Below are 25,176 nucleotides of genomic sequence, written 5' to 3'. Positions count from 1 at the left end.
TGAAGCGCTAATTTTTTCTAGCTGTTTTTCTTTTTCGCATCGGCTTCTTACCCATTCCACGTAGAGCAGAGAAGTCACCGCCTTCTACTTCAGCAATTAACGCTTTCAGGCCATCAGTAAGGGGCTGCATAAACTGCCCATATCGCATCTGCTTCTCGCTGATGGCTTCTAGCTGAGACTCCCAATGTGCCGTCATGTCAGGAACGACCATCCGTTTAGGCAAACTGTTCACAAGATGCTTTCCTGCTTCTGTCGAGTGGATCTCCTTGCCTTTCTTGGTTAAAAACTGCCGTTTGAATAATAACTCGATGATACCTGCACGGGTGGCTTCCGTACCTAGTCCGTCTGTATCTCTGAGTACTTTTTTGATTTCAGGGTCTGATACGTATCTCGCTATTCCCGTCATGGCGGAGAGTAATGTGGCATCTGTAAAGCGTTTAGGTGGACTGGTTTGTTTCTCGTCCATTTTGCCGTCGATGCAGGTAACAGGATCTCCCGATTTCACATTGGGAAGAGGCACTGACGAAAATTCTGCATCTTGCTTTGCGGTCTTTTGAGGTGGCAACAGCGCCTTCCAGCCGCTAGCGATAACTGACTTCTGCTTGGCGATGAACAGTCCGCCTTCTACTTGGCTGTCGACTTGGTGTTCTGCGTACTCAAATGGTGGGTAAAACTGCATCAAGTACTGGCGGGCAACTAGCTCATAGATATTCTTCTCATCCTGAGATAGTCGATCACCTGGCACTACTCTGGAAGTTGGAATAATTGCATGGTGAGCGTCTACCTTGGCATCGTTCCACGCCTTACTCTTCAGGTCGAGGTCAGCTTCTCTTACGCTATTAGCAAGCGTTGTTGCGGTTTTAGCAATAGACTGAGTCACTGTTTGGCGTTCAGCGTAGTGGCCATTAGGCAGATACCGACAGTCTGAACGGGGGTAGGTAATAAGTTTGTGGCGTTCATATAGCTGTTGGCATATGTCCAGAGTTTTCTGGGCGTTTAGGTTGAACCGTTTTGATGCATCAATTTGCAGTGAAGAAAGGCTGTAGGGCAGGGGAGCAGGCTGTTTTTTCTGGTCACGTTTAGCTGCGATAACGTTGCCTGCCTTGCCAACCACCTTTTGCAGAACGACTTCGGCAAGCTTTCGTGAAAGCACCCGGCCTTCTTCGTCCATGTAAGGCTCGCAAGCAGTACTAGGCTTCCATTTTGCTATAAAAGAGACACCAGCTTCTGTCTGAAGCGTTATAAAGACCTCATAAAATGGTTTTGTTATAAAGTTTTCAATTTCCTGGTCTCGGTGAACGACCAAACCTAATACGGGCGTCTGCACTCGGCCAATCGACAAAACGCCGTTATAACCTGCACTTTGGCCAAGAAGGGTACAGAGGCGAGTCATATTAATACCGTAGAGCCAGTCGGCCCTTGCTCTTGCCAAGGCGGATGTTGCCAATGGTATGAAATCGGTATTCTTACGCAGATCATTCAACGCTTTCTTGATAGCGGCAGGGTTCATATCGTTGACGAGACAGCGCAATGTAGCTTCACGTTTTGTCTTATTTACACCTGAATAATTGATCACTTCATCGACCAGGATTTGGCCGACGCGATCAGGGTCACCCATGTTGACCAACTGGTCAGCTTCTTTAATCAGTTTTTTGACAGTATTAAATTGCGAGCGGGTCTGGCTTTTAACTTGATGTTTCCACTCGCTCGGAATGATTGGTAGGTGCTCTTTTTTCCATTTTTTGTACTGAGGGTTATAAGCATCTGGCTCAGCCTGTTCCAGTAGGTGACCAATACACCAGGTCACAACATCGCCGTTAGCCACCTTGATATACCCATCGCCTCTCTGGTGAGGCTTGGGAAGTACATCTGCAACTGCACGTCCGACACTTGGCTTTTCGGCAATGTATAGAATCAACTCTTTTTACCTCGCTCAAACTTTACTACTTTCGCTTTTTCAAGCTCTGTCTCAAGGACTTCTATTTTCTCTAGTGCTTCGTAAAGAGTGAATTCCAAATTAGCATTTTTTTCAATAACTTTATCGCAGAAAGACTTAATTTCGTCTCTTTGATCACGGTATTTTTCTTTTAGACGAACTTCATTATCTCGTTGCGCACGAAGACGATCAAGATTCTTTGATTTAGTCTCACGAGTATCGCTATCCTTGTTAATTTTATTTTGTTCTATAGCTCTTCTAGATTTTAATAAAAAATCTTTGTAATAATAAATGGCACCAGCACTTAGTCCAGCTTCGTCATTAATTCGGCTAATATTGATACGACCATCATTTCGTGTTTTTTCAGGTTTCCCTAGTAGTAATCTTTGAAGAGCGGCTTCTAGAAGCTGCAATGTATGCTCAGATCTTTCAGTTATTTTGTTTAAGCTCTCATTCATAATAAAGAAACCGAAATTTCACCAGAAAATTTTATATAAGACATTTGATGTTCATCAAACACTTTTTCAATAGAGCGTACCTCATAGTAGAGCTTTGAAAGAATGTTAGGTTGATTGACTTTCGCATCAACTAAGGCATTAAACTTATTGATTAATCGTTCTCTGACTTCAATAAGGCTGACAGCTTTTTCTTTTGTAACAATTTTATACTGACATATTGTCATATCACATACTCTATCGCAACGTGGATTTGTACAATGCCCTGTTGGATGTTCAATAATAGACATACGCCCTTCGCTTACTTGTGCAGCAATTTCTTCTCTACTAAGATAAATGGTTGTAGATGATTCGGAACGTAAGTTGAGAATACGCTTTCCCTCAGGGCCAGCAAGAGTTTCAGCATCATTATATATGTAATATAGTGTGTCTGTAATGTAGGCATAGTTTTCATCAGCTATTTCAGATATAAGATCCTCATCTATCATCATGTCGAAAAAAGAAGCAAGATGAGCCTGGTTTGAATACCATGATGTCATTATAATATTCATATGTTTGAATTGATATTTTAAATCGATTAAAGATCCAAGTTTGTTGCGAACAAAAAAAACTGCAAAAGTCCTTCTAAATGCATGAGGGTGCGGGATTAAAATATCACCAACTTTTAACTCATTTACTCGTGTAGGATTTAATAAATTAAATTCCTTTACGTCATTTATATTTGCTTTATAATTTAATGATTTGACGAAGTTTTTTATTGAGTCGCTAATAGCTTGTCGACCTACCTTTGGTTGAGTTGCTTTGGCAAAAGGTATAGCAATAAATAATGAATTTATGCCATCTAGAAAGCGATTTTTCTCGTCCACATGATGTATTTTTTCAACATACTCTTCTCTCCACATGATTCGAGCAAATTCATAGGCATCCCATAAAAGTTCAATTGCCTTAGATGCTGTAGGTATGGTTACCCAGGATACTGAACGTTTAGCGCCTCCAATATTAGGCTTGGTATCAATGCCATTTAGTAAAGGAATTATTACGTCACCATATTTTTTTTCCACATAGGAGTCTAAGTTAAAAGATTTAATTTCCCCATCTCGACATCCAGTAAATCCAGCAATTACGATATAACATGCACCTCTTAACCATGAAAGCCAGCTACTTGTCATGTCTAATTTTATGTCGTAGGAGCTATAATAATGAGCTTTTTTTAGAGCTTTCTTCCTGCATTCAATATAGTTTACGCCATTGTTTTTTTTATTAGAAATAAACTCTTTTATAAATACATCATATAGTTCTGAAATATTTTTTCTATATGGATGATATTTTTCAACAGTTTTTATAGAATTATCAAAATAAAATGAGGCTATGTTTTCGGGCAATGCCATGGTCTGTTTTGCATATTCAGAGTTGCCAGCTAATTTTTTCGCGAGTGATTCAGTATTACCAAAATCCCTTTTTATATAGCCTTTAGAATTTAGCATTACCAAAAACATAAAATGGTTTTTCCAACTCTTATACCTGAATTTTTTTAAAGCGGCTTTTTCTAAAAATAGTCTGAAAGATCTATCTTCCTCTAAAAAGTTATAATTAAAACCACCACAATCCTTGATGATTTTTTCAAATATTACAGCACCATCCATGAAATGTGTGACTGTACCTTTGAAAGATTTTAACGATGGTTACTGAATTATTTGATATACGATTTTTTTAAAGGTTTCTTTGAACTCTCCAGAAAGTCTATTTAAGTTTAAAGTGAAGTCGTGTTCAAAAAAGACCCACTTGTCATCCATATATTTGCTATATGCTTGACCTGTTGAGTCGTACGATATAACTGCTTCAGACGCAATTAAGTAGTCTCGTAAATTTGAGTCTTTATCAGTAAAGTTCATTTGTATAAACCTAGTAGTAAATCTAAATCATCACTATCAGACCATAAAGGGTGAGGAGCATCTAAATATTTCTCGTAAGCCAATTTGTAAACTTTGGGATATAGAGTTTTGATTTTTTCTAATAATTGGTTTATAGATACGCTAACCTTAGATAATACATTGGATGGAGTGGAGTTCATTGATGGCCTAGTTAATGATTGTAAAATAACATCGTTGAAGGAAAGCATTAACCATACATCTTGTTCTTCAGCAATTACTGCATGAAACTTGCAGTTAAAGCATTCTAAAAACTTATAACAAGCAACCCTCTCATTATTTTTTGCTACTTTGTTGTTAACTAATATTTTTTTTAGTTGCTTAGCCTTTTCACCATAAGGCATCCCGCATCTTAGACCACTTGAAATGCTTGTTGGTATGTTGTCATGTGAGAGTAATTGACTCTCTCTAATCGGATCTTTAAATTTGTAAGCGCTATGCTCAGTAGCTTCGAGAAGGTTTTCACCCTGGGCAGTTAGTTTTCTAATCTCAAGAGCTTTAGCTAAAGATAGCTCAATAGTTGTAGAGTCTCCATTCGAATAATGTTTAGATGCTGTCTCTGGCGAGTTATGAAGTCCCTCAGCAACCATCAAAACGCTATTTGAAGCACGCGTGATTAAAGAACTTTTTGTTTTTCTAAATTTTTGCGCGCTTAATGGAGGCAGGCCTAACTTTTTAAATACTTTGCTAAGATTTCCTGCTTCGGAAACAGTCATTGGGTAACTTTTATCGTTCTTAACCTTTGGAAAAATGTATTGGCTTTCGTCAATTGTTAATAAACGACTTATCTCAATCCAGCTGCTTAGAAAGTTTTTAGCCCTGTGTCCAAAGCCTACATCGATATAATTTATATTTCCCCCTTGGCGACCCTTAACAGTAGCAAGTTTATATATTCCTCTAGCGGTTTCTTTAAAAGGTTTTTCCGATATATCAGAATGTTTGAGTGAAAGAAGTGGGGTTGCATTTACTCCAGTATAGAAACAAGTAAGAAAATAAGCTGCTCTTGAAAGGTCAAATTTCCATTGATCTTTGTTTGTATTCGCATGCACCTTTCGAGAAGTTAATTCATATTCAGTATCTATATTATCAGTTGTTAATGGAAATGACTTGGGTGTTGCTTTATTTTTGATGCACTTAGAATAATATTTGTAAATTATATTTAGCTTTTCTACTAGAGTCTTTATTTCGTCGTCTGTATATGGGGGAGTCTCTATGCTGTCACGAGGAAATTCATAAAAGTATTTTTGGCACGAAAAATATAAATTTGCATCAAATTCTTTTAAAAAAGTTTTAAAAACGCTTTGTTTTTGCAGCAAGTTTTTTCCCTTGCTTCCGTTGTGATAACTTGTTACTAACGTTTTTATATATTGCTCTATAGAGTCTGTAGTAAAGATATCTTTATATCCAAGACGATCACAGTATCTAAAAAAAGCAACTAATTGAGTAAAGATATTTATTTTACTCCTAATGGTTCTATCCATCCCATTTACAACAGAAGTCACTTTGTACACCAAAGATCTTCTATTCATGTCTATTAAAGAAGACTGATTCTGATTTTTAGGCAGTTTTGCATGCCGAACTGAGTTGTCAAGAACAGGACAGTCTTTATATAATAAACGCTCAAAATTAGCAGTTGAATGACCATCACTAATTATTCGTATCTGCAATTCAAAAGGAATGATCTGATCAAAGTTTTTAAGATCGCTAGGTAAAGTGGTTTTTCTTCTGCTTTTACCTCGAAATGACATTTTTTATCCTTTTAAAATAATTTCTATTGCTTCTTCGTATACTTGATTGGCACTTTTTTCTTGCTTAGAAAATTTTAGGTAAGCTAATAGTGTGGAACGATGTTTTTGACCCATCACGGCTTGTAGATAATCAAGTGCTTCAGCTTCATTTAGTCCAGAATCTAGTAGTTCTTTCAGACGAAATACAGCATAGGAAGAACGTAAATTATGAAATTTATGATCAAAATCTATTTTATTATTACTAAACGCGTTCTTTATCTCACCCCAGCGTGCATCTAAAGTTTTAGATGAAAAAAACTTGCCCCTTTGGTTTATCAGAAGTGGGGGGTTATCAGCTTCATCAGGGTGATTTAATATGAATTTCCTTTTTCGCTCAATATATCTTGGTGAGTTTACATATTTATGTAATTCATTCATTAATTCTGAAGGGATTTCTGCATGTCGTATACTTTCGTTTTTTGTACTCACACCCAACTTTGGATCGAGTAGTAACCCTTCAGTATGGATTAAGTATTTTTTTGATAACTGATCTTTATCAGGTAGGTAAATTTGCTTAGCTCTTAAAGTGATTATTTCTCCTCTCCTAAGACCTGAAAAACGACCTATGTAGATAGCTAGCTTGAACTCAATTGATAGAGATACGCTATTGCTCCCAATTGATTTTCTAACTATTCCCTTTCTATCTGACTTTAGAAAATCATCCAGCAGGCTCCACTCATTTGTACTAAGTGGAACCAGCTTTCGTGCAAGCCCGTTGAATCTATAATCTTTTGGAAGGTTTAAGCGAAGGTCTGTAGAGTCAACATGTAAGATTTTATTTTTCATAAAATCATGTCGACCGGGTAATTCAACTCTAACAAATTCATAGTTAAAGGGAGGGTTTTCAAAATGATGATTTCTAGCCAAGTAAAATTTATAGAATCTTATTACGACTGACATATAGCTATTTGCTGTGCTTCTAGCTATAGTTCTATTTTTGAAAGCTTCTCTTAAATGTTTTTTAAATGCATAGGTGGGCCTTTGTCTGATCGCTGCAGGCATAAAATCCCATGCATAATTTATGTTATCCAGAAACGTAAAGTAATGAAGTAATCCTTGCGCTTGGGTATTAACCTCTTTTTTATGTAAGTTGGCTTTTAAGTGGATTAGCCAGTTATTAGCTACAGTAATACCTATTCCATTTTCTCTATAGAGAAGAGGCATGCGCCCAACAGATCTGCCAGTGCCAGGAATTATCGCTACTTTTTTGCCGCAGCGATTATTTTCAGTTTGAAATTCTTGGTCTATAAAGAAATCCGGTATTTCCCAAAGTATGAGTGACATCGGGGGGCCTGTCTTGGTGGGTGGAAGATACGGTTATGCCATTTCTAATTGCTGATTCTGCTGGTGCACCGGATCTTCTGCATCTGGATTCAGCCAAGCTGTCTTGCGCGGCGTCCAATTGCGCGTAGATCCGCTCAACCGTATTGGATGCTTGCGCTTCGCCTCGACATAAATCTCATCACGCTTGGCCAGCACGGCCAAATCTTGACCAGCGTGCCGCTCCGCCGGCGTTACGAAGCGGATAGCACTATGACGGTGCTCGTGGTTGTACCACTGCAAGAAGCCGACCACCCACTGCTGCGCTGCCGACAAATCGGCATAGCCATCGGTCGGGAAGTTTGGCCGATACTTGCAAGTGCGTAACAACGATTCCGAGATAGCGTTATCGTTGGAGTCCTGCGGGCGGCTGTACGATGGCGTGATGTTCAGCCGCTGAAGCGTGGCTTGTAGCGTTGAGCCCTTCATCGCCGAGCCATTGTCGGCGTGCAGCACCAGGGGCTGATTAACGCAGCCTTCGTGCAGCACAACCCGCTGGTTAACGCTGCTGTTATTGGCCATCGACTCCTGCTCGAAGACTTCGGCGGTGATGATCTTGCGGCTGAAGACGTCGACGATCATGTACAGGCAGTAGAACTGGCCACGGACCAGGCTCGGCAAATAGGTGATCTCCCATGTCCAACAGCCATTGGGCTGAGTAACCCGATGCCGCTGGGGGTCGCCTTCAGGACGCGGGACACGTGCGCGACCACGATGATGCTGTTCGCCGTGTTCCCGCAGGATGCGGTAATAGCTGGACTCTGAAGCCACGTAACGAACTTCCTCGTCCAGCAAGCGAGTCACGATCTGCCCTGGTGGCAGGCTGACAAACGCGGGGCGATGGCAGATGTCCAGTACATGCTGATGCTCTTCCGGCGTCAGGGTGTGGCGTGCTAAAGGCCGGTTGGCTTCCGAGCGGCGATTCTCGTCACCACGTGCCCAGCGGCGGTAGGCATTGAGGATGCCTTCTTCTTCTTTAGCCACTTCTGACACTATGAGGATATGCGCTGGGAGCAACTTCTTGCGGATAGATTCCCGGCGTTCATCGGAGTACTTCATTGGAACCTCGTATCGCATCGCCTCTTTAGAGTTAAAAGCCGCTATGGCTCCAACTAGCTTGGCAGTGGGGCGGTGCCTCTCTAGGATTTCACATAATATGGGTTATAAACTTGTAAGAATCAAAGTTCACAGTGAAATCGTAACAGTGCGCGATCAGGGTCGCCCGCGTGCACTACCTCTTGCGCTTGCTTGATCAACTGGCGAATGACGGCAAGTTGCCCTCGCGCTTTGGGGCGAGGGGTGAGCTTCCAGCGCTTAGGCACAATAGGCAGGCGGTCGAGCCGCCACTTTTTATCCACGGGGTCATAGGCATCCGGCGGAGCCTGTTCCAGGAGATGACCCAAACACCAGGTAACGGTGGTGTCACCGCACGTGATGGCGCCGTCTTGGCGCTGAGCACTGCCGGGAAGAGCGTCAGCGATGGCACGCGCGAGGCTGGGTTTTTCGGCAATAATTAAGCGCATGGTGAAAGTAGCGTGACTCGGTAGTCGGAATTGCGCTTATGGTAGCAGAGGTCGAGAGGTGTATTGTGCGATTTTGTCGTATAAGTTTTGTATAAATTGCTATCCTTCGTTAAGCTGCAACAACCGCTTTTAAAGAGGTCATACCATGCGCGATCGAGGCAGAACACGGCGATTATTAGGATTAGGCGCACGTACCGGTGGTGCGTTGCTGAAAACCCGTTTAGGTGGTCAAGCCGACTGGCGCTCGTTAGGCGAGGCGCTCTTTGAAGGGCTTTCCGAGCTTAAAGGCCCGGCAATGAAGCTGGCGCAGATTATGTCGCAGTGGGACGACCTGTTGCCGCCGGATCTAGCCGAAGAACTTTCACGGTTGCAACGCCAAGCCGAGCCTATGCCGTGGCCACGTATTCGCGAAGCCTTAGTGATACAATATGGTGACCTTGAGTCTCACTTTAGCGACATTGAAGAGCGCCCTTTTGCCAGTGCCTCGATGGGACAGGTACACAAGGCGGTGACTCACGCTGGTGAAACGGTGGTATTAAAAGTTCAGTATCCCGGTTTGGCGGATGTGTTAGAGAGCGACTTAAAGCAGGTAAAGCGCATCATGCGCTTAGGGCGTTGGTTCAAAGTTCCTCAAGCGCGGTTGGACGCGCTGTTTGAGGAGTTAGCGGCGGGGCTGCGTGATGAGCTTGATTACCGAGCGGAAGCCGATGCGATGGCCCGCTATCGTGAACGCTACCAGCAAGACACACGCCTGGTGATTCCCGAGCCACTGTTTGATCTTTCGGGGCAGCACGTGCTCGCCATGCGCTTTGTTGGCGGCACACCGCTGCGTGAGTTGGAAAGCGTTGACGATGAGACTCGTCAGAAAATCGCGGCGGCCTTGGCGGACTGGATCACAGAAGAACTGTTCACCTACGGCGAACTGCATGCCGACCCTCACGCGGGTAACTTCGCGGCCGATGAGGAAGGGCGGTTGGTGATTTATGATTTCGGGGCGGTGATTCCGGTGCCTGAGGCGCGCCTGAAGTCGATGATGCAACTCTTGGAGGCAACGCTTGCTAAAGATCCCATGGCAATGGACGAGGCGCTCCTAAAAATGGGCGGTCGCCAAGGGCAGGGTGCGCCATTATCGCTTTACCGTGAATCGGCCGAATGCGTGGCCCCGCTGTTCAGCCCCGGTGAGCAGGACTTCAGCGATGTGCGCGTGCATCGGCGCTTGCGTGAACTCACTCCCAAAGTGTGGGCCGCCATGGATCGATTGCAGCCGCCTGCCGATACGCTGTTGCTTTCACGGGCGCTGAATGGTCACTACTGGAATTTGGTTCGCCTGGGTGCTCGCCTGGATATGCATTCGCGCACACAGCCACTTCTTGCGTGGGCGCGTAAGCCAGCCTAAAAGTTGCGCACTGGGCCGTCTGGGAAAAGGTACCACTGCGTAAGTCTCTCTCAACATGATAAACTACTGCCGTTTTGACAACGTATGGAGACGGCAATGCTGGCGGTATGGGTCGATCAACTGCTGGGGTTTGCCTCTGGGGCACTCTCGGCAATTAGGCAGAACGAGCACTATCCCGATTTTATGATCTGGGTGCGGGCCGAGGGCGCCGATTATTTTAACGGCGATGCCGTCATGGCTCAGGCGTTGGCGCCCATTTTGTGGTCGCAGACGCCGCTTGTGCGTTTAGACTTTGCCTGTGAGCCGCTGGCAACGCCAGCACGCAATGAGCCGTGCTGGTGCGATTCCGGGCGCAAGTATAAAGAGTGCTGCTATCCCGTTGACTTTCCGACAGAAATCCCCGATCAGATGATGTGGATGCTGTCACTGCGTGAATGGAAGGGCGCGACTCTGAAAGCTGCATTGGCGAGCCAACGAGCGCCGGCTCAGGCTCTTTTAGAAGCGGGCTTAATTGCCGCAGAAAGCGGGCAGACGGGCCGTGCCATGCAGATATTAGAATCGCTCTTTGACGGTAGCGATTGGTCGCGTTTGCCGGAGCAAGCCGAGCCCGCGTTTGAAATTTTGCTCGATATTTATCAAGAACGGGGCTTTACCCACAAGCGTGCCGAGCTTCTCGATGAAGTACTGGAACGGGGGCCATTGTTCCTGCGCGGCGTGGCGCTTGAGCGTTTATGTTTGATGCACTTAGATAGCGATGATCTCGACAGTGCCCGTGCCGCTTTCGTGAGGGCGCAGCAGGCGCTGCCGGATTCACCGACACTGGCCTATATCGAAGCGATGCTGCTGCTCCACGAAGGTCACGAGAATGAGGCCAAAGAGCGAGCCAATTTCTGGTATCGGCGGTTGGTACGCCAAGGTGAGCTGGATGAAGATCAGCTCGATTTTCTCGCGGCGTTGGCGGCAAACCCGGGTGCTACACTGGCGGATCAGCTACTGAGCGCCGAAGAAGATCTCGCCACCCCGCTGATTGGCCTGCAATCTCTGCTAGCGGCCTTGCCGACGGCGCCAAAGCTAGATATTCGTCTGGCGCCAGAGAGTAACCGTTTGCGTTATCACGTCAGCGCGCGTGAGGCCACCCTGTTTGCAGCCTGGCATGAGCAGTTTCAGGTGCTGGTGGATGAAGACGTCGCCTTGGGCTTTCGTGATGACCCTTGGGGCAATGCCGTGGAGTGGATGACAACGCTTTGCGCGCACCCTGAGTGGCTGGATGCTCCTCAAGTCGTGCAGGATCTTACCTTGGCGTTAACCAGTCGCTTTGGCAGTTTGCCTTGGATGGCGCCTAGCCTGTTGGAGCCGCTGGCGATAAGGCTCTCGCGTTGGTTGCAGCAAGCCCGTGCCGAGGGTGATGGGAGTCTATGTTGGGATGACGCGGATAATGCCATTTTGCTACGCACAGGCTTGGCGTTGGTGGTCGGGATGGAGCGCGGCGCGCGTCAACACTCGCGGGAGCTCGCCGAAGAGCTTTTGGCCATTAACCGTGAGGATAGCTTGGGGCTGCGTGAGCTCGTGCTTGACCAGCTGCTGCGCGACGAGCGTAACGAAGACGCCCTAGCGTTGGCAGAGGAGAGTGGTGACGATGGCTCCATGCCGTTGAATATTCTTCTCGGACGCGCGCTCGCACTTTATCGCCTGGCCCGCTATGAAGAAGCGAATGAAGCACTACAGGCAGTGAAACAGCACAACCGCTACGCCATTGATATGCTGTGTGCGGATAATCCCCGTTCGGCGCTGCCCTCCGGAGAGGGTGACATCAAGCCGGGTAGCCGAGAAGAGGCTTGGCAGTATCGCACGCTAATGCGTGATCAATGGCGCGCGTCAACCGGTGCGCTCAAATGGCTAAGCATGCACCGGTAATATTATCGGCTTTCTAGGCCGCATCATGCATTCGCTTTCTGCGACTGAGGGGGTGGCACTAACTGAGCATCACGGTTTACCCAGATGGCTAAGGCCACCGCGGGCAGGCCTAGCAGCGCTGCCACCATAAAGAAGCTGGCATACCCTTGGGACGTCACTATGAGGCCGCCAAAACCACTTAGAAACTTACCCGGCAGCGTCATTAGTGACGAGAAAAGCGCATATTGCGTCGCGGTATAAGCCCGCGACGTGAGGCTTGAAAGAAACGCGATAAATACCGCGCTGGCCAACCCATTAGCGAGGTTATCGCCAATAATAGTGAGTACCAGCATGGGGAGCTGATTCCCCACTAGCGCCAGCAAGACAAATAATAGGTTAGTGAGCATGACAATAGCCGCCCCGAAGATTAAAAGCGGGCCAATACCGTAGCGGGCGACCAGTAAGCCACCCATAATGCCGCCCCCAATGCTCATGGCAATCCCAAAAATATTGGTAACACTGGCAATGGTGCCAAGCGAAAAACCTAAATCGATATACAGCGGGTTTGCCATCGACGCCATGGCTAAATCACTGATGCGAAACACCGCAATAAACACCAGTATCCAAAGTGCCTTGACGCCGTAGCGGGTGAAGAAATCAGTGAAGGGGCAAACAATCGCGCCGATACTCCACGCGCCTAGACGCCTGACGGTTTTAGGTTTCCCGCGACTAGCGCGCAGAAAAGCACGTACTCTCGGCTCATGGATTAACTGAATGCTCAGGGTGGTGCGGGGGGGTTCCGGGCGTAGCAGCACCGTGATCACGCCGATGCCAACCAGTGCCGCCATGGTTAAATACGCCACGTCCCACGATATTGCCGAGGCGACAAATAGGGCGCCAGCGCCAGCAGCCATGAGCCCACCTCGGTAACCGATGATGTACGTCGACGCCATGGCGGCTTGTACATTGTCATCGGCGGATTCGATGCGAAAGGCATCAATCGCAATATCTTGTGTGGCTGAGCCAAACGCCACCAGTAACGCAAACGCGGCCACCCACCCCAGATTCCCTACGGGTTCGAGCCCGGCAAGCCCGATAAGCCCCCCAGCGATCATCGCTTGGGCGAGTAACATCCAGCCGCGGCGTTGCCCAAAAGCGCGCGTTAGAACAGGAAGCGCCAAACGGTCGACGACTGGTGCCCAAAAAAACTTGATCGAGTAAAGCATCCCGATCCAAGCGAAAAAACCAATCGCCGCGATTTCGACGCCGTCACTGCGAAGCCAGGCTGACAGTGTTGAGAACACCAGTAAAAAGGGTAGACCTGCGGAAAACCCTAAAAACAACATCGTTAGCACTGGCGCTTGCCAATAAATCGCCAGGGCGGCCCGCCAGCTACGCTGGGGTGTCGGGGTCGGCATTGAGAAAGTCTCCTGGAAAGACGTTGGCTAGGGCAGGTGGTAAACTGCGCAGCGAAAATTAAAACGCCGATAGCTTACCGGAGAGGAGTTTTCCATGTCGATTACAGCGCATCAGGTCGTGACGCTGCACTATGTGTTGAGCGATGTTCTTAGCGATGGCAAGCAGGTACTTGACGATTCCAAGGCGCGTCATAAGCCGTTGGAGTACCTGCATGGGCATCATAATATTGTGCCGGGACTAGAGCGCGCGCTAGAAAACCAAGTGGCCGGCGCTGAACTTAGCGTGACGCTAATGCCGGCTGATGCGTATGGCGTTCGCAATGAATCATTGGTGCAGCAGGTGAGTCGTGCCTCCTTTGGCGATGCCGATTTACAGCCTGGCAGTTGTTTTCAAACTGAAGGCGAAGCGGGGCCGCAGATTGTTACCGTGGTTAGCGTAGACGGAGATCAGGTGACCGTGGATACCAATCACCCGCTGGCAGGCCGAACGCTACAGTATCAGGTGAATATCCTAGACGTGCGCGAGGCGACACGTGCTGAATTAGCCAAAGGACACCCGTTACCGCCGGGTACCGAGCACGCCAAGGTGGAAGATCGTAAGGTGCTCTAAGGCAATCGCTTGCTGATGCTTCGGCCGCTAAGAGAAAAGTGACCCACATCAAATTGTTTTACACCTGCTGGCCACGGTGTCGGCAAAATTGATTCAAGTCAGCTTTCCTCCGCGTTTTCGTGATTATTATGAAGTCATTACATCGCGGCGGGAGAAAAGCACATGTATTGGGACGGCACTGTTATTTTTGGTTTGATCACCGTCGGACTGATGATTGTTTTTATGGCGGGTTGGATCGGTTTTATCGTTCGTGACAGCAAACGTAAAAAATAAGTTCTCTTATTAGCAATCAGTTAGCAACCAGTCGTCAGGGGAGGAGGCTTACTGTAACAGGTAAGCTTCCAGTTACCGGCCCACTTGGGCCGGTTTTTTTTGCGGTAAAATAAAATAGGCCTGCTCGATAAAAGTCTTACTGTAAGTGCATGATATCCTCGTCATCATCGGCAGATTGAGCGTAAATCCGTTAACAGTGGGCGCATGAACTAATACCTGATTAGGAGCAAAGTGTTCCTAATCAGGTAATATAAAAACGCAAAAGTCAGGTTTGCGCATTAACTGTACCCTGGTAAACGCAGAAAAACGTAACAATAAGCCTTTCTAACGCCAATTTTCTTGCCAAGCGCGAAGTACCCGCTCGGGATACCACGTTTCTCCCAGACTTCCATTATAGCGCGCGAGCGCTCGGGTAAAGTCGCCCTTTTCGATCGCCAAGTAGTGCGCCAAGATAGTGCAGCCGTAGCGTAAATTGCGCCATGGGTCTTTAAGATCATCAGCCGGTACGCCAAGCTCATCAATCCAAAACGGCATAATCTGCATCAGCCCAACAGCACCGGCAGATGAGACGGCGTTAGCGTCAAAACCACTTTCCACCTGAATCAGCGCCAGGACTAACGTCGGGGGTAAATCGGCTAAACTGGCTTCCAGATAGAGACGACGCAGTAAGCGATCGCGCTTGGCAGTGTCAGCGATGAAGCGAGCTAAGATGGGCGCCATGCGCGCGACCCATTGCTGCCTTTTGGCTTGCTGGTGGGCCTTGAGAAGCGTCGCTTCCAACGTGGGGCGTAATGTTTTTTCGCCGACGGGCTCGGATGCTTGCGGCGCTAGGCTTATTAGCCCGCACGCCGCAAACAAGACCCATGCGCTATTACGCTTGCGCAAGCCCGGCTTTTTCACGTAGAAAATCAATCACTTGTTCGGCGGGGATCATGGTGACATTGCTATCGCGGCGGCCTTTGTACTCAAGCTCGCCGTTATCGAGGCCGCGATCACCAATCACGATACGATGTGGAACGCCCATCAGTTCTAGGTCGGCAAACTTTACGCCGGGGCGGGTGTCGCGGTCGTCCAAGAGAACGTCGAGCCCCGCCGCGGTTAACGTTTGGTAGAGATGCTCTGATTCCTCGCGTACACGCTGCGATTTATGTGCGTTCATGGGCACCAGGGCGACCTGGAACGGCGCAATCGCGTTTGGCCAGATGATTCCCGCATCATCGTGATTTTGCTCAATGGCAGCGGCAACCACGCGTGTTACGCCGATGCCGTAACAGCCCATCCACGGATGGCTGGTTTTGCCGTTATCGCCAAGAACCGTGGCGTTCATTGACTCGGAGTATTTTTGCCCTAGCTGGAAAACATGGCCCACTTCGATACCGCGTTTGATGGCAAGCGTGCCCTTGCCATCGGGCGAGGGGTCACCTTCGACTACGTTGCGTAGATCCGCCACTTCCGGCAGCGCCGCGTCGCGCTCCCAGTTGATGCCGAAGTAGTGCTTGCCATCGGTATTAGCGCCTGCGCCAAAGTCGCTCATCAGCGCGACGCTGCGATCGATGATAATGGGCATATCGAGGTTCACTGGGCCTAATGAGCCGGGGCCAGCGCCCACCGCGGCGCGAATTTCTTCTTCAGATGCCATGGTCAATGGCGCGGCTACGGCAGGGTGGTTTTCGGCTTTGACGTCGTTAAGCTCGTGATCACCGCGCACCAGCAGCGCAATCAACCCACCTTCCGTCGCGTGGACCATTAGTGTTTTCACGGTCTTTTCAATCGGCAGCTTGAACTGTTCCACCAGTGTGGCAATGGTTTTGGCGTTGGGGGTATCGACCAAGCGCAGCGCTTCGTTGGCGGCTGGACGCTCTGCGTTACTGCCTAGAGGAGCGGCAAGCGCTTCGGCTTTCTCGATGTTGGCGGCGTAGTGGGAATCGGTGGAGAAAACGATAGCGTCTTCCCCAGAATCTGCCAATACATGGAACTCGTGGGAACCGGTACCGCCGATGGAGCCGTTATCGGCGATCACCGGGCGAAAATCGAGCCCTAAGCGGGTGAAAATTTGCGAATAGGCGTCGTACATATCTTGGTAAGTGTTTTTTAACGAGTCTTCATCTAAGTGAAAGGAGTAGGCGTCTTTCATGATGAACTCGCGCGAGCGCATCACGCCAAAACGTGGGCGGATTTCGTCGCGGAACTTAGTCTGGATCTGGTAAAAGTTAACAGGCAGCTGTTTGTAGCTGGCGATTTCTTTGCGGACTAGGTCGGTGATGACCTCTTCGTGAGTAGGGCCAACGCAGTAGTCACGCTCGTGGCGGTCTTTAAGGCGTAAAAGCTCGGGGCCGTATTCTTCCCAGCGGCCAGATTCCTGCCACAGCTCGGCAGGCTGTACCGCGGGCATCAACACTTCTTGCGCGCCGGCGCGGTTCATTTCCTCGCGCACGATGGTTTCAACTTTACGCAATGTGCGCAGCCCGAGTGGCAGCCACGTGTAAAGCCCTGAGGTTAAGCGACGGATCATCCCTGCACGCAGCATCAGCTGGTGGCTGATCACTTCTGCATCGGCCGGGGTTTCTTTAAGGGTAGCAATGAGTAATTGGCTGGCGCGCATGGGGTTAAGTATCCCTTGATATTCTTCGCAATGGATGTGAATTCGTGAGCAGTGAGGTTGCCGATTGGCATTGGCAACGAACAAGTGTCGACATTGTACGGCGAAGCGTTAACAGCGGCAAAACTCAAACGTGCGTTAGGCTGTGCTAGTATGATGGCGTCTTTAAGCGTATTGGCGACCCTTTTATGTTAAACCGTTTTGCCTCAGTGAGGAAAAAGCTATGCAAACGCGGTATCGCTGGTTAAAAAGTGCAGTCATTGCTACCTATGTGGTGGCGTTAAGCGGCTGCGGAACGCTCTTCTATCCTGAGCGAAAAGGGCAGATGAGCGGCAATGTTGACCCGGTCGTGGCCATTGCCAACGGCGTTGGCTTGCTGTTTTTTATTGTGCCGGGGGTAATTGCCTATGCCGTTGATTTCTCAAACGGAACGATCTACCTGCCTAATCAAAACTCGGCCTCAATTGACGTTGAACGTTTACAGGATGTAAACGATGTAGTGGCACTGGAAACGCTGTTGTCGCAAAAGGCGGGTCAGCCGGTGCGCCTAGATAACGAGCTGCTCATGGTGGAAGAGGTCGAAAGCCTCGATGTTGCCATGGCGATGGTGCGTATGTCCGGCGTGTTGGATGACGAAAAGCTTGCCACCATGTAAGCGATGCTAACGTTTACAGAAACGCCCCCAACAGAGACCGTCTGTTGGGGGCGTTTTCGTTGCTGCCATCAGCACTGACGTTAGCGCCACTATATTTCACCGACTTGCTTTATCTTGTTGGCTATTTAGGTAGCGCCTAAGCGTGGCGGGGTCATCCGTAAAGGCGCTCGTAACACCCCATGCCCAGTACGGCTGGAACGCACTGGGATCATTGACGGTGTAGCAAAGTAGCGGATAGCCCGCATCGCATACCGCCTTAACGTGATGGCGCTTAAGCCGTGGCCAATGACAATGCACGCTATAGGCGTCAATCGTTTCGCACTGAGACTGCCAGTCCGCAGGTAGCGCACGAAAGAGCATGCCCAATGCCAGTTCCTGGGCGTTAGCATGGTGGCGACAGCGCTGCAGCGCCTGCATATTAAACGATGAAACAATCAACCGCTCAGGCGCTAGCGCAGACATCAACGAGGGGATGACCTGGTCGACCAGGGCTTCACCGTCACGGCCTTTGTGAATTTTGAGCTCTATATTGACGCTCATACCAAGCGTATTCACAAGCGCCAACATGGATGTCAAGCTGGCCATGCGCTCTCCACGAAAGGCATCGTCGAACCATTCGCCCACGTCGAGTTGGCATACCTGCGCCCAGCTTAAGCGGCTGATGTCTCCCTGCCCATCCGAACAGCGTGACACGTCCTTATCGTGCCAAATAACCGCTGTGCCATCGCCGAGAAGCTGCACGTCGAGTTCTACCCACTGAGTGCCTGCGTCATGCGCAGCCTTAACAGCGGCCAGGGTATTTTCAGGCGCTGCAGATGAATAACCGCGATGAGCAATTAAGGTGGGTAGTAAGATTTCTGGATGCATAATGAACGTTCCGTCAGTCGTCGGCGATTACGATGGGCAGAGTTTATCATGCGCGTTGTAATCGCCGCGTTGCGCCGCTGCTCCTGTAGCGTTAGCGTGCTAGATTCCCCAATAAAAAAAGGAGCTATCCAGCATGTCTCAACGGATTCAGTTTTCTCAAACCGGCGGTTCAGAGGTGCTTGAACTGGTCGAGGCGAACCCAGATGCGCCAGCGGCTGGCGAAGTCCGTATTGCCAACAAGGCGATTGGCCTTAATTTTATCGATATTTACTTTCGAACCGGACTGTATCCAGCCCCGTCTATGCCGTCGGGCTTGGGTACGGAAGGCGCCGGCGTGGTGGATGCCGTGGGCGAGAACGTCACCCACCTGAAAGAAGGCGATCGGGTGGCTTACGCGCAAGGCCCGCTGGGAGCTTACGCCGCGCATCATACGCTCCCCGCTGCCAAAGTCGTTAAGCTGCCAGACTTTATCGATTTTGAAACCGCGGCGGCGAGTATGTTGAAGGGACTGACAGTGCAGTATTTGCTGCGTCAAACCTATGAACTCAAGGGTGGCGAAACCATTTTGTTTCATGCCGCGGCCGGCGGTGTTGGTTCAATTGCTTGCCAGTGGGCAAAAGCGCTGGGCGTTAAGCTCATTGGTACCGTGAGTTCTGCCGAGAAAGCGGCGCTTGCTGAGAAAAATGGCGCTTGGGCAACCATCAATTACACCGAAGAAGATGTGGTAGAGCGGGTGCGTGAGCTCACCAATGGCGAGATGTGCGATGTGGTCTACGACTCGGTAGGCAAAGATACCTGGGAGATGTCGTTAGACTGTCTCAAACCTCGCTCGCTAATGGTCAGTTTTGGCAATGCCTCCGGCCCTGTCGATGGCGTGAATATCGGCATTCTCAACAAAAAAGGCTCGCTGTTTGTGACCCGCCCCAGTCTGAATGGTTATGCCGATACCCGCGAGCGCCTGGAAATGATGTGCGATGACTTCTTTGCCATGCTGGAAAGCGGCAAGATCCAAATCGATGTCGCCAACCGCTATCCGCTCGCCGAGGCGGGTAAAGCACAAGATGCGCTACAAAGCCGTAAAACCACCGGGTCAACGGTGCTGCTGCCCTAACGTTTTCGTACCCCAAGACGAAAACCGCCCTCACTAAGGGAGGGCGGTAAAGAGGGCAAATGGTGAGATGTGGTTAGCCGTAGGCCAGGTTAGGTAGCCAAGTGACCCGAAGCAGGAAACGTGACATAGACATTTCTGCACTCACCGTTATTCCACATCGACATAGGCACCCATGCGGCGCATGCGTTGCTCGAATTTTGAAACGTTGTCGACTAGGTCGTTAGGACCGAAGGCCACACACTCTGCCAAAATGGCTTCGATCAGCGTAATTGCTGAAAGGATCGAGGGGAAAAAGTGAGGGGTCGCATTGGCGACGTTGAACGTGATTTGCGCGCCCGGTACCAGCGGTGATCGCATGGTGTCTGTGACTACGATGGCTTTCACCCCGTTAATGCGGGTGACCTCTAGCGCTTTAACCGTTTCGGCGCAATAAGGCTCAAAACCGAAGACGACCACAATATCGTGCTCATCAAAGCGGTCAAGCTCGGTCAAAAGCCCGCCTTCTAAGCCGCGAATGAGGTGAATGTCCGGTATTGCGATACGCCCCACGTAAGCGAAGTGATAAGCGCATGCAAACGTATCGCGAAAGCCCACCACTGCCACTTGGCGTGCCCCCAGAATCATCTGGGCAGCGTCGCGCACGCGTGACTGATTATCGGCGGTAAATAGACGACCGATATTATCAAATGCGGCATCACCCACATCAAGAAACACTTGGTCATCGGTATGGCTGGCGAGGGTGCGTAACTGGCTGGCACGCCCAGAAAACTCGACCGGCCCTGCCTGCACCGCTGATTGAAACACGTCGCGAAAAAGCTCGTAGCTATCAAAACCAAGTCTTTTGGCCAGGCGGACTAGCGTGGAGGGGGTAACTTTGGCGGCGGCGGCGGATTTACGAATCGATTGAAAGGCAATGTCCAGCGGGTGCTCAAGTACATAGCCTGCGGCCAGTTTTAACTGGGGGCTAAGATCTGGGTAAACCTCTGCCAATTGTTGATTGATTTCATCTAGACAGGCAGAGGGTGGCGAACCGGGCAAGGCCTCTGTCGGATCATGCTGAGTAGGGTTTGGCATGTAAGGCTCCTCGATCCACGGCAGCATGCGAAAACGTTGGGCATTGTAACTCACGAGAGGCAAGGTGCGCAGTGCTGTGTCAAATATGAGATACGTTTGTTTCATTTATTATAAGATAAAGAAACGATCGTGTTGACGAAGGCAAATGCCTAAGACTACTATGCAGATAGAACAAATGTGCTCAATAGCATGGATTTTTGGTACAAACGTTTTGATCAGCATGTTGCAAGCGTTCGCAACACACGCATGCAACACACACCCACGCTCAGATTTGCCGCAGGCCTTAACTACCACTATGTCGATTCACGCTCTTTCAAATGCTTCGTCTCGCTTTACGCTGACAACGGAGGCGATACCTTCCTATCAAACACTGCTGGTTTCTTTGCAGGAACACGTTCTCGAAATCCGCTTTAACCGACCCCACCGGCTTAATGCGGTGGTAGAAGCGTTTTATACCGAGCTGATCGATGCGCTCGCTTTGTCTGAGCGGGCAGAAAACGTACGTGCCGTTGTGATAACCGGCGAAGGACGGGCGTTTTGCGTGGGGGCCGATATGAAAGAGCATGGTGGTGCCGCGCGTACGCTCTACCAACGACGCCAGTACCTGCAGCTGGGTAATGATGTGTGTGAAGCCATTTACCGGCTAAAAAAGCCCGTGGTGGCCGCGGTTAACGGCTATGCCCTCGGCGCCGGTGCGGAAATGGCGGTGGCTTGTGACTTTATTGTGATGGCCGAAGACGCACAAATCGGTTTTCCCGAGACAAGTATTGGTACCTGCGTTGGCGGAGGAGTGTCGAAGGTTTTGCCGCAAATTGTCGGGCTCGCACAGGCGCGGCGATTACTGTTCACCGGCGAGAAAATTAGCGGCACGGAGGCAGCACGTCTCTCTCTCGCAATCGCCACTTACTCGCAAGAGCAATTGCTTATCGAAGCCCATGCACTTGGCGCAAAACTCGCTGAGCAAGCTCCGGTGTCAATGGCCATGCTTAAGCGATTGGTCAATGTCAGTAGCGCCAACGATGTCGAGAGTCATCTTCAACAGGAGCTAGATGCGGTTTTCACCTGCTCGACGACGGATGACTGGCAGGAGGGCGTGGATGCCTTCGCACAAAAACGTAAGCCAAGCTTCCAAGGCCGCTAACCCCGGTTGTACTTACCTGTACTTATCGACTTAAGACAGTACTTATCGACTCTAGACAATACTTATCGACTCTAGACAGACTCGCTGTATAGCGAGCCAAGGTTAAAGGTTTAGGCATGAATCCGATTGAAGGTCACCTTCCCCTGCGTAGCCCGCTTCACGATATTTTAGCGCCCTCCGGTATCGCCGTGGTGGGGGCATCTGCTGATCCAACCAAACGCGGCTATAAAGCCATGGTGGGTCTCATCAAGGATGGTTACCGAGGTGAGATCTATCCCGTTAACCCCAAGGCCGATAGCATATTGGGGGTAAAAGCGTGGCCATCGGTGATGGAGATTCCGGGTAATCCGTCGCTCGCGCTGATTTGTACCCCAGCCGCCACCGTGCCGGGGCTAATTGCTGAGTGTGGCCGCCGTGGCATTAAAGGCGCGGTAATTCTCGCCAGCGGCTTTGGTGAAACCGGGGAAGAAGGGGCAAAGCTTGAGCAGGAAATGATGGCCCAGGCGCGTGCTCATGGCGTGCGTATTATCGGCCCGAATACCTCGGGAATATTTAACCTGCATCACCGAGTGAATTTGCTTGCGCTGGATAACGTTAAACCTGGCGATATCGGTATTGTCTCGCAGTCGGGCAACATGCTGTTGTCGTTAGCGTTAGAGGCGCAGCATAACGGCCAAGTGGGTTTTAGCACCTATATTGGTCCGGGAAACCAGAGTGATATCGGCTTTAATGATTACCTGCGCTATCTCGGCGAAGACGAGCACACCCGCGTCGCTACGCTTTATGTGGAAGGCTTTCGCGATGGGCGCAAGTTCCTGCAGGTTGCCCGCGACGTGACAGCCATGAAGCCAGTGGTGGTGTATAAATCGGGTTCCACCGAGCAGGGTCAGAAAGCCGCTAGCTCGCACACTGGGGCGCTGGCGGGCAGTTATCAAATGACGGTAGACCTGCTGCGTCAGTCGGGCGTGAGCGTGGTGCAGTATTCCGATGAAATTCTTCCGGTGGCCGAAGGCTTGGGGCTTTTACAGAAAGCCCGCGGTAAACGGGTGGCGGTGATCGCCGATGGCGGGGGGCAAGCGACGATTGCTTCCGACCGCTTAGCCGAAGCCGGACTGACACTTGCTGAGCTCTCGGAAGACACGCGTTATAAACTGCGTGAGATTTTATTCCCGCAGGCCTCTACTGCGAACCCGGTGGACGTTGCTGGCTCGTCAGACGCCAACCCGTCGCTACTGGCAAGATGTATGGAGATTGTCTCCGCCGACGATAATGTCGACAGTATTTTCCTCGTTGGGATGTTCGGCGGTTACAGCTTGCGCTTTGCTGAGTCACTGCTGGGAGACGAAATGCGTGGCGCTGAGGCGATGGTGGATCTCTCCAAGAAAACGACAAAACCGCTGGTGGTTTACAGTCTCTACGCGCCGGTCAAACCGCCTGCGCTTAGGCGACTACACGAAGCGGGCCTGCCGGTTTATACCTCAATCGAGCATGCCGTGCGGGTGCTTGCAGCACTCGGTGAACGCGGCGAATATCTGGCGCAGTGCGCTTTATCGGCGTCAGAAGAGAAAGAGTATGCCACCGACGCAGGGCGCGCGCTTTTGTCTCAGGCGCAAGCCCAAGGGCGCAATTTATTAGAGTTTGAAGCAAAGTCGCTACTGGCGGAACACGGTATTCGCGTGCCGGTTGAGCGCGTCGTTCGCCGCAGCGATGAGCTTGGTGACATTGCCCGCGAATTTGGCGACCAACCGTTGGCAATGAAGGTGGTATCGAAGGATATCTTGCATAAATCCGATGCGGGCGGTGTAAAGCTCAACCTTGCGGGTGAAGCAGCATTGCAAACCGGATTTGATCAGATCATGGCGTCAGCGCATGCCTATGATGCCAATGCCGATATTGAGGGTGTACTGATCACGCCCATGGCGGAAAAGGGCGTTGAGGTGATCATCGGGATGACGCGGGACCCGATTTTTGGTCCGGTATTGATGTTTGGTCTGGGCGGCGTGTTTGTCGAGATTCTTGAAGACGTGGCCTTTCGCGCAATCCCCTTGAGCCACCATGATGCCGCTTCCATGGTGGAGCAAATCAAAGCGAAAAAACTCTTTGAGGGGGTGCGCGGGGCCTCCGCGATTGATAAAGAGGCACTTGTTGAGCTTTTGCTCAGCGTATCGCGTATCGTTGCCAGCTATCCGCAGATTGCCGAACTCGACCTCAACCCGGTGATTGCCTACCCCGATGGCTACGCCGTGGTAGATGCGCGAATTATTGTGAAGGAGTCCTTATGACACTACCGACGCTACAAGATGCCACTTTGACGCTAGAGCAGCGCGTCGCGACATTAACCTTAAACCGCCACGATGTGCGCAATGCCTTAACCGGGACGGCGTTGGTTGACGACATTGTCGCGGTGGCCGAGTGGGCTAATCGCTGCGATGACGTGTCGGTGCTGCTGATTACCGGCGCCGGTTCCGCATTTTCTGCGGGGGGGAATGTCAAAGACATGGCCAGTCGCGGGGGCGATTTTGCCGGCAATGTCGCTGAAGTGGCCGAGCGCTATCGGCGTGGTATTCAACGCATACCGCTGGCATTGCAAGACGTGGAGGTACCGATCATCGCGGCGGTGAATGGACCGGCGATTGGCGCGGGCTTTGATTTGGCCAATATGGCGGATATCCGTATTGCCTCGCGTAAGGCAAAGTTTGGCGAGACGTTTCTTAACCTGGGGATTATTCCCGGCGATGGCGGTGCGTGGTTCATGCAGCGTTTGATTGGTTACCAGCGGGCCTTTGAGCTCACGCTTTCTGGCCGCATCATCGACGCCGAAGAAGCGAAAGCCTATGGAATTGTGCTGGAAGTGGCCGAGCCAGACGCACTGATGGAAGCCGCAATGGTACATGCCGAGCGTATTGCCGCGCAGCCGCCCAAAGCCACGCGATTGACAAAGCGGCTGATGAAAATGGCGCCCAATATGGAGCTAAAAGGTTTTCTTGATGTCTGCGCCACCTTCCAAGGAATGTGTCACAACGAACCGGAACATTTAGACGCCGTGAATAAAATGCTGGAGAGCATGGCGAAAAAAGAAAGGTAAAGATGGCGTGTTTTCCTCGTGCGCTTTTCGTCGGTGTGCTTTCGTCAGTTTATGAATGAGCCGCTTGCGCGTATCATTCCAAGCGAAAGCTTAAATAATTGACGA

At 49.8% G+C, this 25,176-nt stretch carries 20 protein-coding genes and 1 pseudogene; 9 read left to right on the top strand and 12 right to left on the bottom strand.

From position 1 onward, the window contains the following. Nucleotides 1-7: 7 nt before the first annotated feature. From QC823_RS07555 to QC823_RS07525, 7 genes and pseudogenes are all read right to left on the bottom strand, one after another. Nucleotides 8-1,918, bottom strand: coding sequence for a DNA topoisomerase III (locus QC823_RS07555; protein ID WP_309655748.1), 1,911 nt, complete (start codon nt 1,916-1,918; stop codon nt 8-10). Next, a complete protein-coding gene (locus tag QC823_RS07550) occupies nt 1,915-2,394 on the bottom strand; it encodes a hypothetical protein (protein WP_309655747.1) in 480 nt (159 codons plus the stop codon). The genes QC823_RS07555 and QC823_RS07550 overlap by 4 nt, the downstream gene beginning before the upstream one ends. Beyond that, entirely contained in the window at nt 2,391-4,034 is a 1,644-nt protein-coding gene (locus tag QC823_RS07545; RefSeq protein WP_309655746.1) for a site-specific integrase, read from the bottom strand. Before QC823_RS07545 ends, QC823_RS07550 begins: the two co-directional genes overlap by 4 nt. A 245-nt stretch (nt 4,035-4,279) precedes the next feature. Next, nucleotides 4,280-6,067 (bottom strand): hypothetical protein, encoded by a 1,788-nt coding sequence (locus QC823_RS07540; protein WP_309655745.1) that lies wholly within the window; start codon nt 6,065-6,067, stop codon nt 4,280-4,282. A gap of 3 nt (nt 6,068-6,070) precedes the next feature. Then, complete coding sequence (locus QC823_RS07535; RefSeq protein WP_309655744.1) at nt 6,071-7,390, bottom strand: site-specific integrase; 1,320 nt, start codon at nt 7,388-7,390, stop codon at nt 6,071-6,073. A 33-nt stretch (nt 7,391-7,423) separates the two neighbouring features. After that, nucleotides 7,424-8,485: a DDE-type integrase/transposase/recombinase gene (locus tag QC823_RS07530; RefSeq protein ID WP_309655743.1), complete on the bottom strand. Its 1,062-nt coding sequence runs from the start codon at nt 8,483-8,485 to the stop codon at nt 7,424-7,426. Between the two features lie 149 nt (nt 8,486-8,634). Continuing rightward, nucleotides 8,635-8,949 (bottom strand): annotated as a pseudogene (locus tag QC823_RS07525) (toprim domain-containing protein); the annotation flags it as partial. Nucleotides 8,950-9,094: 145 nt separating this feature from the next. Between QC823_RS07525 and QC823_RS07520 the strand changes: the two are divergent. Together QC823_RS07520 and QC823_RS07515 are read left to right on the top strand one after the other, a co-directional pair. After that, on the top strand, nt 9,095-10,345 hold the full coding sequence (locus QC823_RS07520) for an ABC1 kinase family protein (protein ID WP_309655742.1): 1,251 nt from the start codon (nt 9,095-9,097) through the stop codon (nt 10,343-10,345). A 96-nt stretch (nt 10,346-10,441) separates the two neighbouring features. Next, a complete protein-coding gene (locus tag QC823_RS07515) occupies nt 10,442-12,259 on the top strand; it encodes an SEC-C metal-binding domain-containing protein (RefSeq protein WP_309655741.1) in 1,818 nt (605 codons plus the stop codon). 23 nt (nt 12,260-12,282) lie between these two features. Here the strand turns inward: QC823_RS07515 and QC823_RS07510 are convergent, their stop codons facing one another. Next, the gene (locus QC823_RS07510; RefSeq protein WP_309655740.1) at nt 12,283-13,656 is read right to left on the bottom strand and encodes an AmpG family muropeptide MFS transporter; all 1,374 of its coding nucleotides are present in this window, start codon (nt 13,654-13,656) and stop codon (nt 12,283-12,285) included. Between the two features lie 94 nt (nt 13,657-13,750). On the opposite strand from QC823_RS07510, the gene QC823_RS07505 reads away from it, so the two are divergent. Together QC823_RS07505 and ccoM are read left to right on the top strand one after the other, a co-directional pair. Then, nucleotides 13,751-14,266, top strand: coding sequence for an FKBP-type peptidyl-prolyl cis-trans isomerase (locus QC823_RS07505; RefSeq protein ID WP_309655739.1), 516 nt, complete (start codon nt 13,751-13,753; stop codon nt 14,264-14,266). Between the two features lie 162 nt (nt 14,267-14,428). Further along, entirely contained in the window at nt 14,429-14,539 is a 111-nt protein-coding gene (ccoM, locus tag QC823_RS07500) for a cytochrome c oxidase subunit CcoM (protein ID WP_309655738.1), read from the top strand. Between the two features lie 324 nt (nt 14,540-14,863). Here ccoM and QC823_RS07495 read toward each other — a convergent pair whose 3' ends face one another. Both QC823_RS07495 and QC823_RS07490 read right to left on the bottom strand, forming a co-directional pair. Further along, a complete protein-coding gene (locus QC823_RS07495; RefSeq protein WP_422823615.1) occupies nt 14,864-15,439 on the bottom strand; it encodes a lytic transglycosylase domain-containing protein in 576 nt (191 codons plus the stop codon). After that, a complete protein-coding gene (locus QC823_RS07490; protein ID WP_309655737.1) occupies nt 15,411-17,141 on the bottom strand; it encodes a proline--tRNA ligase in 1,731 nt (576 codons plus the stop codon). The genes QC823_RS07495 and QC823_RS07490 overlap by 29 nt, the downstream gene beginning before the upstream one ends. A gap of 220 nt (nt 17,142-17,361) precedes the next feature. Between QC823_RS07490 and QC823_RS07485 the strand changes: the two genes are divergently transcribed. Next, on the top strand, nt 17,362-17,793 hold the full coding sequence (locus QC823_RS07485) for a hypothetical protein (RefSeq protein ID WP_309655736.1): 432 nt from the start codon (nt 17,362-17,364) through the stop codon (nt 17,791-17,793). A 96-nt stretch (nt 17,794-17,889) separates the two neighbouring features. On the opposite strand, the gene QC823_RS07480 is transcribed toward QC823_RS07485, so the two are convergent. Further along, nucleotides 17,890-18,663 carry a glycerophosphodiester phosphodiesterase family protein gene (locus tag QC823_RS07480; protein ID WP_309655768.1) on the bottom strand — a complete coding sequence of 258 codons (774 nt, stop codon included), beginning with the start codon at nt 18,661-18,663 and terminating at the stop codon, nt 17,890-17,892. Between the two features lie 130 nt (nt 18,664-18,793). On the opposite strand from QC823_RS07480, the gene QC823_RS07475 reads away from it, so the two are divergent. Further along, nucleotides 18,794-19,771 (top strand): NADPH:quinone reductase, encoded by a 978-nt coding sequence (locus tag QC823_RS07475; protein WP_309655735.1) that lies wholly within the window; start codon nt 18,794-18,796, stop codon nt 19,769-19,771. 147 nt (nt 19,772-19,918) lie between these two features. Here the strand turns inward: QC823_RS07475 and QC823_RS07470 are convergent, their stop codons facing one another. Continuing rightward, nucleotides 19,919-20,845 (bottom strand): MurR/RpiR family transcriptional regulator, encoded by a 927-nt coding sequence (locus tag QC823_RS07470; RefSeq protein WP_309655734.1) that lies wholly within the window; start codon nt 20,843-20,845, stop codon nt 19,919-19,921. Nucleotides 20,846-21,140: 295 nt separating this feature from the next. Here QC823_RS07470 and QC823_RS07465 point away from each other — a divergent pair, with 295 nt between their 5' ends. From QC823_RS07465 to QC823_RS07455, 3 genes are all read left to right on the top strand, one after another. Then, a complete protein-coding gene (locus QC823_RS07465; protein WP_309655733.1) occupies nt 21,141-21,986 on the top strand; it encodes an enoyl-CoA hydratase/isomerase family protein in 846 nt (281 codons plus the stop codon). A 116-nt stretch (nt 21,987-22,102) separates the two neighbouring features. Further along, nucleotides 22,103-24,268, top strand: coding sequence for an acetate--CoA ligase family protein (locus QC823_RS07460; RefSeq protein ID WP_309655732.1), 2,166 nt, complete (start codon nt 22,103-22,105; stop codon nt 24,266-24,268). Then, nucleotides 24,265-25,071: an enoyl-CoA hydratase-related protein gene (locus QC823_RS07455; protein WP_309655731.1), complete on the top strand. Its 807-nt coding sequence runs from the start codon at nt 24,265-24,267 to the stop codon at nt 25,069-25,071. Before QC823_RS07460 ends, QC823_RS07455 begins: the two co-directional genes overlap by 4 nt. The last annotated feature ends 105 nt before the right edge of the window (nt 25,072-25,176 follow it).

The sequence above is a fragment of the Vreelandella vilamensis genome, from assembly GCF_031451755.1.
Classification (GTDB): domain Bacteria; phylum Pseudomonadota; class Gammaproteobacteria; order Pseudomonadales; family Halomonadaceae; genus Vreelandella; species Vreelandella vilamensis.
This window is presented reverse-complemented; position numbering and strand designations above follow the sequence as displayed.